This is a genomic window from Pseudomonas sp. MMS21 TM103, assembly GCF_022132145.1.
Classification (GTDB): domain Bacteria; phylum Pseudomonadota; class Gammaproteobacteria; order Pseudomonadales; family Pseudomonadaceae; genus Aquipseudomonas.
Map to the genome: position 1 here is coordinate 1,027,809 of NZ_JAJISP010000001.1, position 13,305 is coordinate 1,041,113.

Sequence of the window (13,305 nt, forward strand, 5' to 3'; positions counted from 1 at the left end):
TGGGGCGGGCCGCGCAGGATCAGCCACGCGATACCCCGCACAGAGCCACCACCGCGATCCAGAACACCAAGAGAATTCGAAATGCCCGTACCCGACATGTTCAAGCAAGGCCTGGCCCGCGGCTGGAAAACCCATAACGGCTCGCGCCTGGACAACGACCTGACCCTGGAAGCCGATGTCGCCATCGTCGGCAGCGGCGCGGGGGGCGGCACCACGGCGGAGATCCTCAGCGCCGCCGGCTTCAAGGTCCTGCTGATCGAGGAAGGCCCGTTGAAGACCAGCGACGACTTCAAGATGCTCGAGGCCGAGGCCTACGCCAGTCTCTACCAGGAAGGCATCGGCCGCATGAGCAAGGATGGCGCCATCACCATCATGCAGGGTCGCGCGGTGGGCGGTACCACCCTGATCAACTGGACCTCGAGCTTTCGCACCCCCGCGCCGACCCTGCAGCACTGGGCCAGGGAACATGGTGTCAGCGGCCACAGCGAGGAAGAAATGGCGCCCTGGTTTGCCTTGATGGAACAACGCCTGGGCGTCGCCCCCTGGGCCGTGCCGCCCAATGCCAACAACGAGGTGATCCGCAGCGGCTGCGAGAAACTCGGTTACCAGTGGCATGTCATCCCGCGCAACGTGCGCGGCTGCTGGAACCTCGGCTACTGCGGCCTGGGTTGCCCGACCAACGCCAAGCAGTCGATGCTGGTCACCACCATCCCGGCGACCCTGGACAAAGGCGGCGAGCTGCTTTATCTGGCCCGCGCCGACCGTCTGTTGCTCGACGGCGAGCGAGTTACCGGCATCGAGTGCCTGGGCATGGACGAGCTTAGCGTGGCGCCGAACGGCCGCAAGATCCGGGTCAAGGCCAAGCACTATGTATTGGCTGGCGGTGGCATCAATACGCCGGGCATTCTCTTGCGCTCCAAGGCGCCGGACCCACACCAGCGCACCGGCAAGCGCACCTTCCTGCACCTGGTGAACTTCTCCGCGGCGCTATTCGAGCAGGTGATCAACCCCTTCTATGGCGCGCCGCAATCGATCTATTCCGATCACTTCCAGTGGGATGACGGCACGGCTGGCCGCCTGTCCTACAAGCTCGAAGTACCGCCGCTGCAACCGGCCCTGACCGCCACCCTGCTCGGCCGCTTCGGCGTCGACAACGCCCTGCGCATGGAGCAGTTGCCCCACACCAACGTGATGCTGGCCCTGCTGCGCGACGGCTTCCACCCGGACAGCGCCGAAGGCACTGTCGAGTTGCGCGGCGACGGCAGTCCGGTACTTGACTATCAAATGACCGATTACACCTGGGATGGCGTGCGCCGCGCCTTTCACAGCATGGCCGAGATCCAGTTTGCCGCCGGCGCCAAGGCGGTGTTACCGCTGCATGCCGACGCCGGCTACGTGAAGACCTTGGGCGAAGCCAGGCGCCTGATCGACAGCTTGAGCCTGGAAATTTACCGAACCCGCCTGGGCAGCGCCCATGTCATGGGCGGTTGCGCCATGGGCGAAGACCCGCGCCAGGCGGTCACCGACAGCCTGGGCCGGCATCACCAGCTGGCCAACCTTTCGATCCATGACGGCTCGCTGTTCCCCACCAGCATCGGCGCCAACCCGCAATTGTCGATCTACGGCCTGACCGCGAAACTCGCGACCCAACTGGCCGAGCGCCTCAAGCACGCCTGATAGCCGGCCACTCACGAGTCGCGCCGGGCGCGTGGGGCACACGCCTGACTTGGCCGCAGTTCATCGCTGCGCTACCATCCGACTCCCTTACGGATCCGCCAGGACGTCACGATGAATCGAGTGTTATACCCAGGCACCTTCGACCCCATCACCAAGGGCCATGGCGATCTGGTCGAACGCGCCGCGCGCCTGTTCGACAGCGTGATCATTGCGGTGGCCGCCAGCCCGAAGAAAAACCCGCTGTTCCCCCTCGAGCAACGGGTAGCACTGGCCCGCGAGGTGACCAAGCACCTGCCGAATGTCGAGGTGGTTGGCTTCTCCACCTTGCTCGCGCACTTTGCCCAGGAGCAAGGCGCCAATGTATTTCTGCGCGGCCTGCGCGCGGTCTCGGACTTCGAATACGAGTTCCAGCTGGCCAACATGAACCGCCAGCTGGCGCCTGATGTGGAAAGCCTGTTCCTCACTCCGTCGGAAAAATACTCCTATATCTCCTCGACCTTGGTGCGCGAGATCGCCGCACTGGGCGGTGATATCTGCAAATTCGTCCATCCTGCCGTGGCCGATGCCCTGCACGAGCGTTTCAAACATTGAACCCGTGCGCCATGTGCGGGCGGGCCAGTCCGCCCACACATGGCGCACGCCCCAACAATCCGGCACAATTCGCCCATCGTTATCTGCCTATTGTTGTTTGAAAATGTCGTCGCCTGCGGCTGCGACAGGAGCGTTTATTCCATGTCCCTGATCATCACCGACGACTGCATCAACTGCGACGTCTGCGAGCCCGAGTGCCCGAACGGCGCGATCTCCCAGGGTGAAGAGATCTACGTGATCGACCCCAACCTGTGTACCGAATGCGTCGGTCATTACGACGAGCCGCAGTGCCAGCAAGTCTGCCCCGTGGACTGCATCCCGCTCGACGAGAACCACATCGAGAGCAAGGACGAGCTGATGGAGAAGTACCTGATCATTACTGGCAAGGCTTGACGCCATGCGCCGCCTGAGTCGCGGTGCGGTGCCCTGGCGCCTGCTCGCCAGCTCGCTGTTGCTGCTGTTCGCCCTGGGCTTGCAAGCCGCCGAACAGCCCGGACGGGCGGCCATCGCCAGCGCCCACCCCGCCGCCACTGTCGCCGGCCAGGAAACCCTGACCCTGGGCGGCAATGCCTTCGATGCGGCGGTCGCCATCAGCGCCGCCCTGGCGGTGGTGGAGCCTTACAGTTCGGGCCTGGGGGGCGGCGGATTCTTTCTGCTGCGCGCTGCCGGCGAACAACCCAGCTATCGTTTTCTCGACGCCCGCGAGCGCGCGCCTCTGGCTGCCCACCCCGACCTCTACCGGCGCGACGGCGAGGTGCAGAAAGCGCTATCGCTCAACGGCCCGCTGGCCGCCGCCATTCCCGGACTGCCCGCCGCATTGGTGGTGCTGGCTGAACGCTTCGGCCGCCTGCCGTTGAACGACTCACTGGCGCCGGCGATTCGCCTGGCCCGCGACGGCGTGAGCATCGACAGGGTCTACCGGGAACGGGCGAAATGGCGCCTGGCCGCCCTGCGTGACGACCCGGAAAGCGCACGGATATTCCTCGACGATGAACGCGAGATCCCCGCAGAGTTCGCCCTGCTGCGTCAGCCGGAGCTGGCCACGACCCTCGAACGCCTGGCCCGCGACGGCCATGCCGGCTTTTACGCCGGAGAAATCGCCGAGAAGCTGGTCAGCGGCGTACGTGCTGCTGGCGGCATCTGGTCTATGCGCGACCTGGCCGAGTACCGGATCGTCGATCGCCAACCCTTGCGCGTGCCCCTGGCTGACGGTCGCGCGCTGATCAGCGCGCCGCCACCGTCGGCGGGGGGCCTGGCCCTGGCGCAGAGCCTGCTGATTCTGCAACAACTGCCCTGGCGCCAGGCCGAACCGGGGCAACGCACGCATTTTGTCGTCGAAACGCTACGCCGTGCCTACCGCGATCGCGGCCTGCTCGGCGACCCGGACTTCGTCGCCAATCCGCAGCAGCAGTTGCTCGCGCCGAGCTACATCAAACAACTGGCCGACAGCGTCGATCCGGATAAAGCCACGCCCAGCGACAGCCTGCCACCCGCTGGTGGCTGGCACGAAGGCGACCATACCACCCACTTCTCGGTGCTCGATGCCGACGGCAATGCAGTGGCCGCAACCTTGTCGATCAATCTGCCGTTTGGCGCCGCCTTCATCGCGCCCGGCACCGGCGTGCTGCTCAACGACGAAATGGACGACTTCGCCGCCGATGTCCAGGGCGCCAACGCCTACGGCCTGGCGGGCAGCCCGGCCAACGCCATCGCCGCCGGCAAGCGCCCGCTGTCGAGCATGAGCCCGAGCTTTATCGAAAGCCCCGCCGAGTTCGCCAGCTTTGGCACCCCTGGCGGCAGCCGCATCCCGAGCATGGTGCTGCTGGCGATGCTCGAGTACCTCGACGGCCAACCGATTGCCCGCTGGCCGAGTGTTGCCCGCTATCACCATCAATATCGCCCGGATCTGATCGAGCACGAACCGAACACCTTCAGCCCGGCACAGAGCGCCGCCCTGCGCGCCCGCGGCCATCAGCTCAAGGTTCTGCAGCGCAGCTACGGCAACCAGCAGGTGCTGTTCTGGGACAAGTCGAGTCAGCGGGTAGAAGCCGCCAGCGACCCACGCGGCGTCGGCACCAGTGTAGTGATGAGGCCAGGTCAACTGCGCCGCGCCCCTTAGGTTGGGCGGGCCGCCCAGGTTAGCGGCGCCAGCCGCCGGAATCTGCGCAACCCAGCTTGGCGCCGACACGACTCGCCAAAAACCCTCGGAGTCTCAATCCGACCGGATCAGCGGTCCATCCTCGTCCACCAGTTGGCGCAGCGGGCGGAACAGTTCGTTACCCTCGCCCTGCCCGAGCAGCAGCACGTTGCGCAGGCTCTGCGTGATACGACTGACATAGCCCAGATCATTCATCAGCGAGCTGGCCTGCTGGCCATTCAGCCGGTGTTCGCGCACAGCGGCGAACAAGCGCTGGCGAAAGGCGCTGTCGAAGTCGGCCGCGCCCTCGTCGAGCAGATGCAGGCGCTCATCCCAGAGCGTATCGGGCAGCTCGAGCTGGCCCAGTTCGCGCACTTCGTGAAGCACCCCGAGCAGGTGTCGACGCAGCTCGAGATAGCTCTGACGGGCACTGCTGTCGTCCTGACGCAGGTAGCGACCGAGATTTTTCTGCAAATGCTTGGCATCTTTCACCGCATCGACCAGTTGCAGCGCTGCCAACTGGCAGCTGACCCAGAAGTGCTGATGCGCCTCATCGAGACTGACTTCAAGGCGACTCATGAAGCTCAGCAAGTCGCTGTACACCCCCTTGATGTGCCGCTGATAGAGTTGCTCGGCATCCAGCGCCCGCGGATCGGGGCGCGCGCTCAACAGGCGTTCGTCCTGGCGACTGCGTTCGAGCTGATCCACCGGCACATAGAGCGCGTGGCAAATCACCTCCAGACTGAGACGGGCCAAGTGTTGCAACTCCAGCACCACCGCTTGAGCCGCGCTATCGGCACTGGCCAGGGCGCTGTCGTCCAGGTAACGGGCGCGCGTCGGCTCAGTCGCCGGTTCGGCCACCTCGGTGATCAGCACCCGGGGTTCTTCGCGGTCGGGCAGCCAGCGCTCCAGCAGATCCGCCAGCCAACCTTGCCACGGCCAGAACAAGCTCACGCCCATGGCGTTGAACAAGGTATGGAACAGCGCCAGCTGAATCAGCAGGTTGCCACCAAGGCCCATCGGCGCCGTCAGCCACTGCACCAGCAGGGCCAATGGCATCAGCAGGGCCAGCGCCAGGACGCCGGTGGTCAGGTTGAACAGCACATGCGCCAGGGCCAGCCGCTGTCCGGCACGGGAACCGCCGAGGGCGCCGATCACCGCCGTTACCGTACTGCCCAGGTTTGAACCGATGGCGATTGCCAAGCCCTGTTCCAGCGCCAGCTGGCCACCCGCCAGGGCCGTCAGGGTGAGCATCAGGGTGGCATGGCTGGACTGCAGCAACACCGTGATCAGCAAGCCTGCGCCAATAAACAGCAGATGGCCGGCAATGCCGGGCAACTGATAGTGCAGGGGATTGAAGTCGCCGGCCACGCTGGAGAAGCCGGTCTTCATCTGGTCAATGCCAAGAAACAGGAAGGCCACACCCAAGACCACCCGACCGACAGCAGGCCCTCTCGGCCCGGTGAAACTGCCGAGCACGCCAAACACCAGCAAAGGCAACGCCAGGGGGCCGAGACTGACGTTCTGCCCAGCCAGGGCCAGCAGCCAGATACCACTGGTGGTGCCCAGGTTGGCACCAAACAGGATGGCGACTCCCGCCGCCAATTGGATCAGGCCGGTACTGAGGAAGGCGATGGTCAGCAGCGACACCAGTGAACTGGACTGCACCAGCATGGTGGCGCTCACGCCGAACATCAGGCTTTTGAAGGGCGTGGCAGTGCTCAGCGCCAGCAGGCGTTCCAGCTTGCCGCCGGCCAACTGGCGCAACCCTTCCTCGAGGCACTGCATGCCGAACAGGAACAGTGCCAGGCCGGCACAAAGGCCAAGCCAGCCGGCACTGAACCAGAAGCTCAGGGCCAGCAGGACAAACAGGAAAATCCAGCTGAGCGACCGTAATCGCAGATGCAGGTGGCGGTCGGACTCAGGCATTCAGTGCGCGGTCATGGGCAATCACTGACGCTTGTTGTAACCATCCCCGGTGCATCCCAGGCAGCGCACGAAGGCCGCCTTGCCCGGCTCGACCACCAAGGCCCGGCCGGCCTCACCAATACCACCACCGGTGGCAGCGAACGGCAACGCCACGACAAATACCCCGGCACCGATCACGGTAGCGGCGATCAGCAAGGGACGGGCAATCAGCAGATCCGCCACCATCGAGAAGGCACCTGGCGCCTCCGCCGTGTAGAGCGGATCGCCACTGGAATTTTGCACCACTTCCGCCTGTGCCGGCAGCGCCAGCAAGCCAGTGGTCAGCGCCAGGACAACAGCGGTTGAGCGAAACAGTTTCATCAGGGCGATCCTTCAGCTATTAGGAGTCAGTGCCAGTAACTATAACAGCGCTCTTGAAATTGTCAGCGTGACGTCCGTCAATCGCCATGAAAAGCGTACTCAGGTTTTTTCGGGATATACGGCCGGAAGAAGGCGAAAATTTCCTTGAGATCGGCCGCCTCGTCGCCCGTGGGCCAGAAGGTCGGGCCAATCACCGCGCGGCGATGCTGATAATCCAGAGCGCAGAGCACGATGGGCACACCGGCACCTTGCGCTATGTGGTAGAAGCCCATTTTCCAGCGAGCAACCTGCTTGCGCGTGCCTTCGGGCGACAGCACCAGGATGAACTGTGCGTGGTCACGAAAGGCCTGCACCGCCTGCTCAACGGTGTTGTGCTGACGATCGCGAAAGATCGCCAGACCGCCCCAGGCTCGCATCAGAGCGCCAAACGGCGGCCGAAAAATCGTTTGCTTGCCAAACCAGCGCACATTCAGGCCCAGGACGAACTTGACCGCGATAAAGATCACAAAGTCCCAGTTCGACGTATGGTGCGCACCGATCACCACGAACTTGTCGAGCTTCGGCAACTCGCCTTCAATGCGCCAGCCCATCAGCTTCAGGACGCCACATCCCAGCCATTCGGCCAGGCGGTTGCGCGGCGGGTAATTAGCGGACATCTCGGCCTCGGCGGTTGCTGTCGTCTGTCAGCGCTGGCAGCGCGGGCAGTAGACACTGGCGCGCTGCCCCAGCTTGAGCTCACGCAAAGTGGTGCCGCAGCGCTTGCAGAACTCGCCGCCGCGGCCATAGACGAACAACTCCTGCTGGAAATAGCCCGGCTGGCCGTCACCGCCGACGAAGTCCCGCAGGGTGGTGCCGCCGCGCTCGATGGCATGGGCAAGGATGCGCTTGATCTGTTCCGCCAGGGTCATATAGCGCGCCCGGGAAATCGAACCGGCTTCGCGCCTTGGGTCGATACCGGCGGCGAACAAGGCTTCGCTCGCATAGATATTGCCGACCCCGACCACCACCGCGTTGTCCATGATGAAGGGTTTGACCGCCATCGACCGGCCACGCGACTGCTGATACAAACGCTCGCCGTCGAACGACTCGGTCAGCGGTTCCGGACCGAGCTTGCTGAGCAGCACGTGATGCAAGGGATCAGTGCTCCAGAGCAGCGCGCCGAAGCGCCGCGGGTCGGTGTAGCGCAGCGCCAGGCCGGACTCCAACTCGATGTCGACATGCTCATGCTTGGCCGCCGGTAGACCGCACTCGACCAGACGCAGGCTGCCGGACATACCCAGGTGACTGATCAGGCTGCCGGTCTCGGCCTTGATCAACAAGTATTTGGCCCGCCGCTCGACACACTCGATGCGCTGGCCGGACAAGCGCACATCCAGGTCTTCCGGGATCGGCCAGCGCAAACGACGCTCGCGCACAATCACCTGGGTAACCCGCTGGCCCTCGAGAAAGGGAGCGATACCGCGGCGGGTGGTTTCGACTTCGGGCAGTTCAGGCATGGGCAATCAATCGGGCAGACAGGGGGTAGCGGATGTCTACCTTAGCAGGAAACCGCCCCTACCCAGGCGTTGGCGATGCCGCTGAACCGTCAGGCAACGGACGCAGGCGGGCATCACCAGGAGGATCAACGGCGCGTGAAATGCCCACAGCTCGACATCGCGAGACTCCATCGACCTGGGCAATACCGCGCACCCTGCGCACAAACCAGCCCGACAGGGCCGGTCTGGCGCGAGCCGATCAGGCGTCGTCGCCGGCTGCAGCCTTGTAGGCGGCCGCATCGAGCAGCTTGTCCAGCTCGCTGACATCGCTTGGCTTGAGCTTGAAGAACCAGCTGGCATAGGGGTCGCTGTTAACGCTCTCGGGACTGTCGGCCAGATCCTGGTTGATCGCGATCACCTCGCCGCCCACCGGCGTGTAGATATCGGATGCGGCCTTGACCGACTCCACCACCCCGGCCTCCTGACCGGCTGCCAGGGTCTTGCCGACTTCCGGCAGTTCGATAAAGACCACGTCGCCCAAGGCTTCCTGAGCGTGATCGGAAATACCGACGGTGACCGTGCCATCGGCTTCCAGGCGGGCCCATTCGTGGCTGGTGGCGTAACGCAGATCGGCGGGGATAGTGCTCATGTGTCGTTCCTCGTAAGACATGACGGCGACCGCGCCGTCAGGAGAATTTAGCAGGGGTTGGTCATAGTGGGTGCTTACAAAAGTAGCGAGCGATCGCCAGGCAAGGCGAAATCAGCCGAAACGCAGCGCAGCGGAGTAACCGCCGCCGGCTGCCCCGTAGGGCGAGCGAAGCAAAAACGCAGTGTACGAGTAGTACATGAGCATTTTAACTGGGCTCGCACTCGAGGCTAACTTCAACGCAGCATGGTCGAGCGCAGTAATGTGTAAACACCCTCTTAGCGAAAGCACGTCATTGCAACCATAGCGCACACAACCGCACCCAGCGGGTGGCGGCGCGTCCGGATCCATCCGGGTTACAGGCTTGAAGCAGCCTGCAGTCGCGTTCAGATCAGGGCCTTGCCGTGGCGAACAAACATCGGCTTGACCACCCTGACCGGAAACCATTTACCGCGAATCTCGACTTCGGCGCGATCGCCAGTGGCGGTCGGTACGCGCGCCAGGGCGATGGACTTGCCAAGGGTCGGGGAGAAGCTGCCGCTGGTAATCTCGCCCTCGCCCACCCCGCCAACCCTCACCACCTGATGGGCGCGCAGCACGCCACGCTCCTCCAGCACCAGACCGACCAGCTTGGACTGGGTACCAGCGCGCTTCAGTTCTTCCAGTACCTGGCGCCCGACAAACTGGCGACCGGCCGGTGCCCAGGCGATGCTCCAGGCCATGTTGGCCGCCAGCGGCGTGACGTTCTCGTCCATGTCCTGGCCGTACAGGTTCATCCCGGCCTCCAGGCGCAAGGTATCGCGCGCGCCCAGGCCGATCGGCGAGGTGCCGGCGCCGACCAGGTCATTGAAGAACGCCACAGCCTGATCGGCCGGCAACATGATTTCCAGGCCATCCTCACCGGTGTAGCCGGTGCGGGCGATAAACCAGTCGCCTTCGGCCAGACCCTGGAACGGCTGGAGCTCGTGGATCAGGGCGGCGCGGGCCTGGCTCACCAGTTCACAGGTCTTGGCGCGGGCATGCGGGCCCTGGATCGCGAGCATGGCCAGTTCGCTGCGCTCATTCAGCTCGACGGCGAAAGCACCACTCTGCTGACGCATCCAGGCCAGATCCTTGTCGCGGGTAGCGGCATTGACCACCAGACGATAGCCGCTCTGCCCCTCGGCCGAGTCGGTGAGGTAGACGATCAGATCGTCGATCACCCCACCTTGCTCGTTGAGCATGGCGCTGTACAGGGCCTTGCCGGAGAGCTGCAGACTCTCCACGTCATTGGCCAGCAGGTGCTGCAAATAGGCCTTGGCCTGACTGCCGGATACATCGATCACGGTCATGTGGGAAACGTCGAAGACCCCACAGTCGCGACGCACCTGGTGATGCTCCTCGACTTGCGAGCCATAGTGCAGCGGCATGTCCCAGCCACCGAAATCGACCATCTTGGCACCTAACGCGAGGTGCAGGTCATAGAGAGGGGTGCGCTGTCCCATGGGTGTCTCCTTCCGGGCTTGGCGAAGCTGCGGGCTAGTGCTGAAGCCGGCTGAGCCCTTTGCATCAGGGCACTGGCACGAGCTGTGGTAATGACGCGCCGCAGCGAATGGCGCGCATTGTAGCCGCAAGACCGCGGCGGGTCATCTTGGCCGTAGGCCATACTCGCGAAGCAGTACGCCGCATGGACCGGCGGCGCGGCCCGCCCTAGCCAGCCCGCCGCGCCGAGCGGCGGATCAGCAGGATCACCGGCAGCAGGCCGACCAGCACCAGGGTCAGGGCCGGCAACGCAGCGCGCGCCCATTCGCCCTCGCTGGTCATCTCGAACACCCGCACCGACAAGGTGCCCCAGCCGAAGGGGCGCATCAGCAGGGTCGCTGGCATTTCCTTGAGCACATCGACGAACACCAGCAGCGCCGCCGACATCGCCCCCGGAACCAGCAGCGGCAGGTAGACCCGGAAGAACAGGCCAATGCCGCCGACACCAAGGCTGCGCGAGGCTTCCGGCAACGACGGCCGGATCCGCGCCAGGCTGTTCTCCAGCGGGCCGTATGCCACCGCCATGAATCGAATCAGGTACGCCAGCAACAAGGCCGACAGGCTGCCGAGCAGGATCGGCTTGCCGGCGCCGCCGAGCCAAGTGGACAGCGGAATCACCAGTTCGCGGTCAAGCACACTGAAGGCCAGCATGATTGCCACTGCCAGCATCGAACCCGGCAACGCATAGCCGAGATTGGCCAGACTGACGGTCGAGCGCATCAACCGGGTCGGCGCTTGACGGCGGGCGAAGGCCAGCAGCAAGGCCACACTGACCGTGATTAACGCGGCCATGCCACCGAGGTAGAGGGTGTGCAGAATCAGGGCGGTGTAGCGCTCGTCCAGGTCGAAACGACCGCGCTGCCAGAACCACACCAGCAACTGCAGCACGGGAATCACGAAACCGCAGGCGAACACCAGGCCGCACCAGGCGCTGGCGGCCAGTGCCTGGCCACCCTTGAGGTGATAGAGCGCCTTGACCCGGGGCCGCTCGCTGACCGGGCGCACGGCGCCGCGGGCACGCCGCTCGCCATAGAGCACCAGCATCACCGCGAGCAACAGCAGACTGGCCAGTTGGGTGGCACTGGTCAGGCTGTAAAAGCCGTACCAGGTCTTGTAGATGGCCGTGGTGAAGGTATCGAAATTGAACACCGAGACCGCGCCGAAATCAGCCAGGGTCTCCATGATGGCCAGCGCCAGGCCGGCACCGATGGCCGGCCGCGCCATCGGCAGGGCCACCCGCCAGAACGCCTGCCAGGGGCTCTGCCCAAGCACCCGCGCCGCCTCCATCAGGCCCTTGCCCTGGGCCAGAAAGGCATTGCGCGCCAGCAGGTAGACATAGGGGTAGAACACCAGCACCAGGACGATGATCACGCCGCCAGTGGAACGCACCGGCGGCAGGCGCAAGCCGGCGCCAAACCAGTCGCGCAGCAAGGTTTGCAGCGGCCCGGCGAAGTCCAGCAGGCCGACGAAGACAAACGCCAGGACATAGGCAGGAATGGCGAAGGGCAGCATCAGCGCCCAATCCAGCCAACGCCGCCCGGGAAATTCGCAGAGACTGGTCAACCAGGCCAGGCTGACGCCGAGCACAGTGACGCCGACCCCGACCCCGAGCACCAGCATCAGGGTATTGCCGAGCAGGCGCGGCAACTGGGTCTGCCACAGGTGCGCCCAGATCTGCCGATCCACCTCATGCCAGCTGAACAGCAGCACGCTCAACGGCAGCAACACCAGCAGGGCAACGGCAAAGGCGATGGGGTACCAGCGACGCTGGGCAGGAAGGGCCACGCAGAATCCTCGAAACTATGTTTTCGACGGCATAAACACAACGCCCCGGACTAAGCCGGGGCGTGGAGTATAACTGCAGCCTTGAGCAGGAAACCGAATCGAACCTGCCGTAGGCACTCAGACACTGACCTGAATCAGTTCCAGCCGGCGCGATCCATCAACATGATCGCTTCGGCCTGACGCTTGCCGGCCACTTCCAACGGGATGCTGTCGGCCTTGAAGCTGCCCCAGGCTGCGACTTCGGCGGAAGGTGCGATCTGCGGATTGGCCGGGAATTCCTGGTTCAAGCTGGCGAACAGACCCTGGGCTTCCCCGCTGGTCATCCACTCCAGCAGCTTCTGGGCAGCCTCGGCGTGGGGCGCGTGTGCGGTGACACCGGCACCGGACAGGTTAACGTGCACGCCACGGTCAGCCTGGTTCGGCCAGAACAGCTTGGCCTTCAAATCAGGCTGCTGTTTGTGCAGACGACCGAAGTAGTAGGTATTGACGATGCCGACATCGCATTGACCGGCGTCGATGGCCTGGATCAGCGCGGTGTCGTCGGGGAACACGTCGGTCGCCAGGTTGGCGACCCAGCCCTTGATCAGCGACTCGGTTTTCTCGGCGCCATGGGTTTCGATCAGGGTGGCGGTCAGTGACTGGTTGTAGACCTTCTTGCTGGTGCGCAGGCACAGGCGGCCTTCCCAATTCTTGTCAGCCAGGGCCTCGTAAGTGGACAGCTCCTGCGGCTCAACCCGCTCGGTGGAGTAGACGAGGGTCCGCGCGCGCAGCGACAGGCCGGTCCAGGCGCCGGTGCTGGAACGGTACTGAGGCGGAATATTGGCCTCGATCACCTCGGATTTCAGCGGCTTGAGCACACCCTGCTGCTCGGCCTGCCAGAGGTTGCCTGCATCCACGGTGATCAGCATGTCGGCGGGGGTGTTCTCGCCTTCGGCCTGCAGGCGGGCCAGCAGCGGCGCTTCCTTGTCGGTGATGAACTTCACCGCGACACCGGTCTTGGCGGTGTAGGCATCGAAGACCGGCTTGATCAGTTCGTCGATACGGGCGGAGTAGACCACCACTTCATCGGCAGCCTGGACTGCGCCGGCCAGCGCGGTGAGGGTGAGAGCGGCAAACAAACGCTTACTTACCTGCATGGATCTTGCCTCTAGAGCGAAGGTGAGTCGAGACATCAAATAATAGTG

Annotated in this window: 12 protein-coding genes; 4 read left to right on the forward strand and 8 right to left on the reverse strand. The window is 64.3% G+C overall.

Features of this window, described 5'->3' with window-relative positions; translation table 11 throughout:
- Positions 1–81 precede the first annotated feature (81 nt).
- From LJY18_RS04700 to ggt, 4 genes are all read left to right on the forward strand, one after another.
- Positions 82–1,677 carry a GMC family oxidoreductase gene (locus LJY18_RS04700; protein ID WP_238040628.1) on the forward strand — a complete coding sequence of 532 codons (1,596 nt, stop codon included), beginning with the start codon at positions 82–84 and terminating at the stop codon, positions 1,675–1,677.
- A 111-nt stretch (positions 1,678–1,788) separates the two neighbouring features.
- Positions 1,789–2,268 (forward strand): pantetheine-phosphate adenylyltransferase, encoded by a 480-nt coding sequence (gene coaD / locus LJY18_RS04705; protein WP_238040629.1) that lies wholly within the window; start codon positions 1,789–1,791, stop codon positions 2,266–2,268.
- Positions 2,269–2,409: 141 nt separating this feature from the next.
- Complete coding sequence (locus LJY18_RS04710; protein ID WP_238040630.1) at positions 2,410–2,661, forward strand: YfhL family 4Fe-4S dicluster ferredoxin; 252 nt, start codon at positions 2,410–2,412, stop codon at positions 2,659–2,661.
- 4 nt (positions 2,662–2,665) lie between these two features.
- Positions 2,666–4,387 (forward strand): gamma-glutamyltransferase, encoded by a 1,722-nt coding sequence (gene ggt / locus LJY18_RS04715; protein WP_238040631.1) that lies wholly within the window; start codon positions 2,666–2,668, stop codon positions 4,385–4,387.
- Positions 4,388–4,480: 93 nt separating this feature from the next.
- Here the strand turns inward: ggt and LJY18_RS04720 are convergent, their stop codons facing one another.
- The 8 genes from LJY18_RS04720 to LJY18_RS04755 all read right to left on the reverse strand — a co-directional run bounded on the left by LJY18_RS04720 (position 4,481) and on the right by LJY18_RS04755 (position 13,257).
- Positions 4,481–6,334, reverse strand: coding sequence for a Na/Pi cotransporter family protein (locus tag LJY18_RS04720; RefSeq protein ID WP_238040632.1), 1,854 nt, complete (start codon positions 6,332–6,334; stop codon positions 4,481–4,483).
- A 21-nt stretch (positions 6,335–6,355) separates the two neighbouring features.
- Complete coding sequence (locus tag LJY18_RS04725) at positions 6,356–6,694, reverse strand: multidrug transporter (RefSeq protein WP_238040633.1); 339 nt, start codon at positions 6,692–6,694, stop codon at positions 6,356–6,358.
- A gap of 77 nt (positions 6,695–6,771) precedes the next feature.
- A complete protein-coding gene (locus LJY18_RS04730) occupies positions 6,772–7,350 on the reverse strand; it encodes a lysophospholipid acyltransferase family protein (RefSeq protein ID WP_238040634.1) in 579 nt (192 codons plus the stop codon).
- A gap of 27 nt (positions 7,351–7,377) precedes the next feature.
- Entirely contained in the window at positions 7,378–8,190 is an 813-nt protein-coding gene (gene mutM / locus LJY18_RS04735; RefSeq protein WP_238040635.1) for a bifunctional DNA-formamidopyrimidine glycosylase/DNA-(apurinic or apyrimidinic site) lyase, read from the reverse strand.
- 238 nt (positions 8,191–8,428) lie between these two features.
- Positions 8,429–8,818, reverse strand: coding sequence for a glycine cleavage system protein GcvH (gcvH, locus tag LJY18_RS04740; protein WP_238040636.1), 390 nt, complete (start codon positions 8,816–8,818; stop codon positions 8,429–8,431).
- A 383-nt stretch (positions 8,819–9,201) separates the two neighbouring features.
- Positions 9,202–10,299 (reverse strand): glycine cleavage system aminomethyltransferase GcvT, encoded by a 1,098-nt coding sequence (gene gcvT / locus LJY18_RS04745; protein WP_238040637.1) that lies wholly within the window; start codon positions 10,297–10,299, stop codon positions 9,202–9,204.
- A 205-nt stretch (positions 10,300–10,504) separates the two neighbouring features.
- On the reverse strand, positions 10,505–12,121 hold the full coding sequence (locus LJY18_RS04750; RefSeq protein WP_238040638.1) for an ABC transporter permease: 1,617 nt from the start codon (positions 12,119–12,121) through the stop codon (positions 10,505–10,507).
- 134 nt (positions 12,122–12,255) lie between these two features.
- On the reverse strand, positions 12,256–13,257 hold the full coding sequence (locus LJY18_RS04755; RefSeq protein ID WP_238040639.1) for an extracellular solute-binding protein: 1,002 nt from the start codon (positions 13,255–13,257) through the stop codon (positions 12,256–12,258).
- Between the last annotated feature and the right edge of the window lie 48 nt (positions 13,258–13,305).

Coding starts and splice junctions, on each gene's coding strand:
- mutM (WP_238040635.1), bottom strand. CDS start 8,190: ATGCCTGAACTGCCCGAAGTCGAAACCACCCGCCGCGGTATCGCTCCC.
- ggt (WP_238040631.1), top strand. CDS start 2,666: ATGCGCCGCCTGAGTCGCGGTGCGGTGCCCTGGCGCCTGCTCGCCAGC.
- LJY18_RS04725 (WP_238040633.1), bottom strand. CDS start 6,694: ATGAAACTGTTTCGCTCAACCGCTGTTGTCCTGGCGCTGACCACTGGC.
- LJY18_RS04700 (WP_238040628.1), top strand. CDS start 82: ATGCCCGTACCCGACATGTTCAAGCAAGGCCTGGCCCGCGGCTGGAAA.
- gcvT (WP_238040637.1), bottom strand. CDS start 10,299: ATGGGACAGCGCACCCCTCTCTATGACCTGCACCTCGCGTTAGGTGCC.
- LJY18_RS04755 (WP_238040639.1), bottom strand. CDS start 13,257: ATGCAGGTAAGTAAGCGTTTGTTTGCCGCTCTCACCCTCACCGCGCTG.
- LJY18_RS04710 (WP_238040630.1), top strand. CDS start 2,410: ATGTCCCTGATCATCACCGACGACTGCATCAACTGCGACGTCTGCGAG.
- LJY18_RS04730 (WP_238040634.1), bottom strand. CDS start 7,350: ATGTCCGCTAATTACCCGCCGCGCAACCGCCTGGCCGAATGGCTGGGA.
- LJY18_RS04720 (WP_238040632.1), bottom strand. CDS start 6,334: ATGCCTGAGTCCGACCGCCACCTGCATCTGCGATTACGGTCGCTCAGC.
- gcvH (WP_238040636.1), bottom strand. CDS start 8,818: ATGAGCACTATCCCCGCCGATCTGCGTTACGCCACCAGCCACGAATGG.
- coaD (WP_238040629.1), top strand. CDS start 1,789: ATGAATCGAGTGTTATACCCAGGCACCTTCGACCCCATCACCAAGGGC.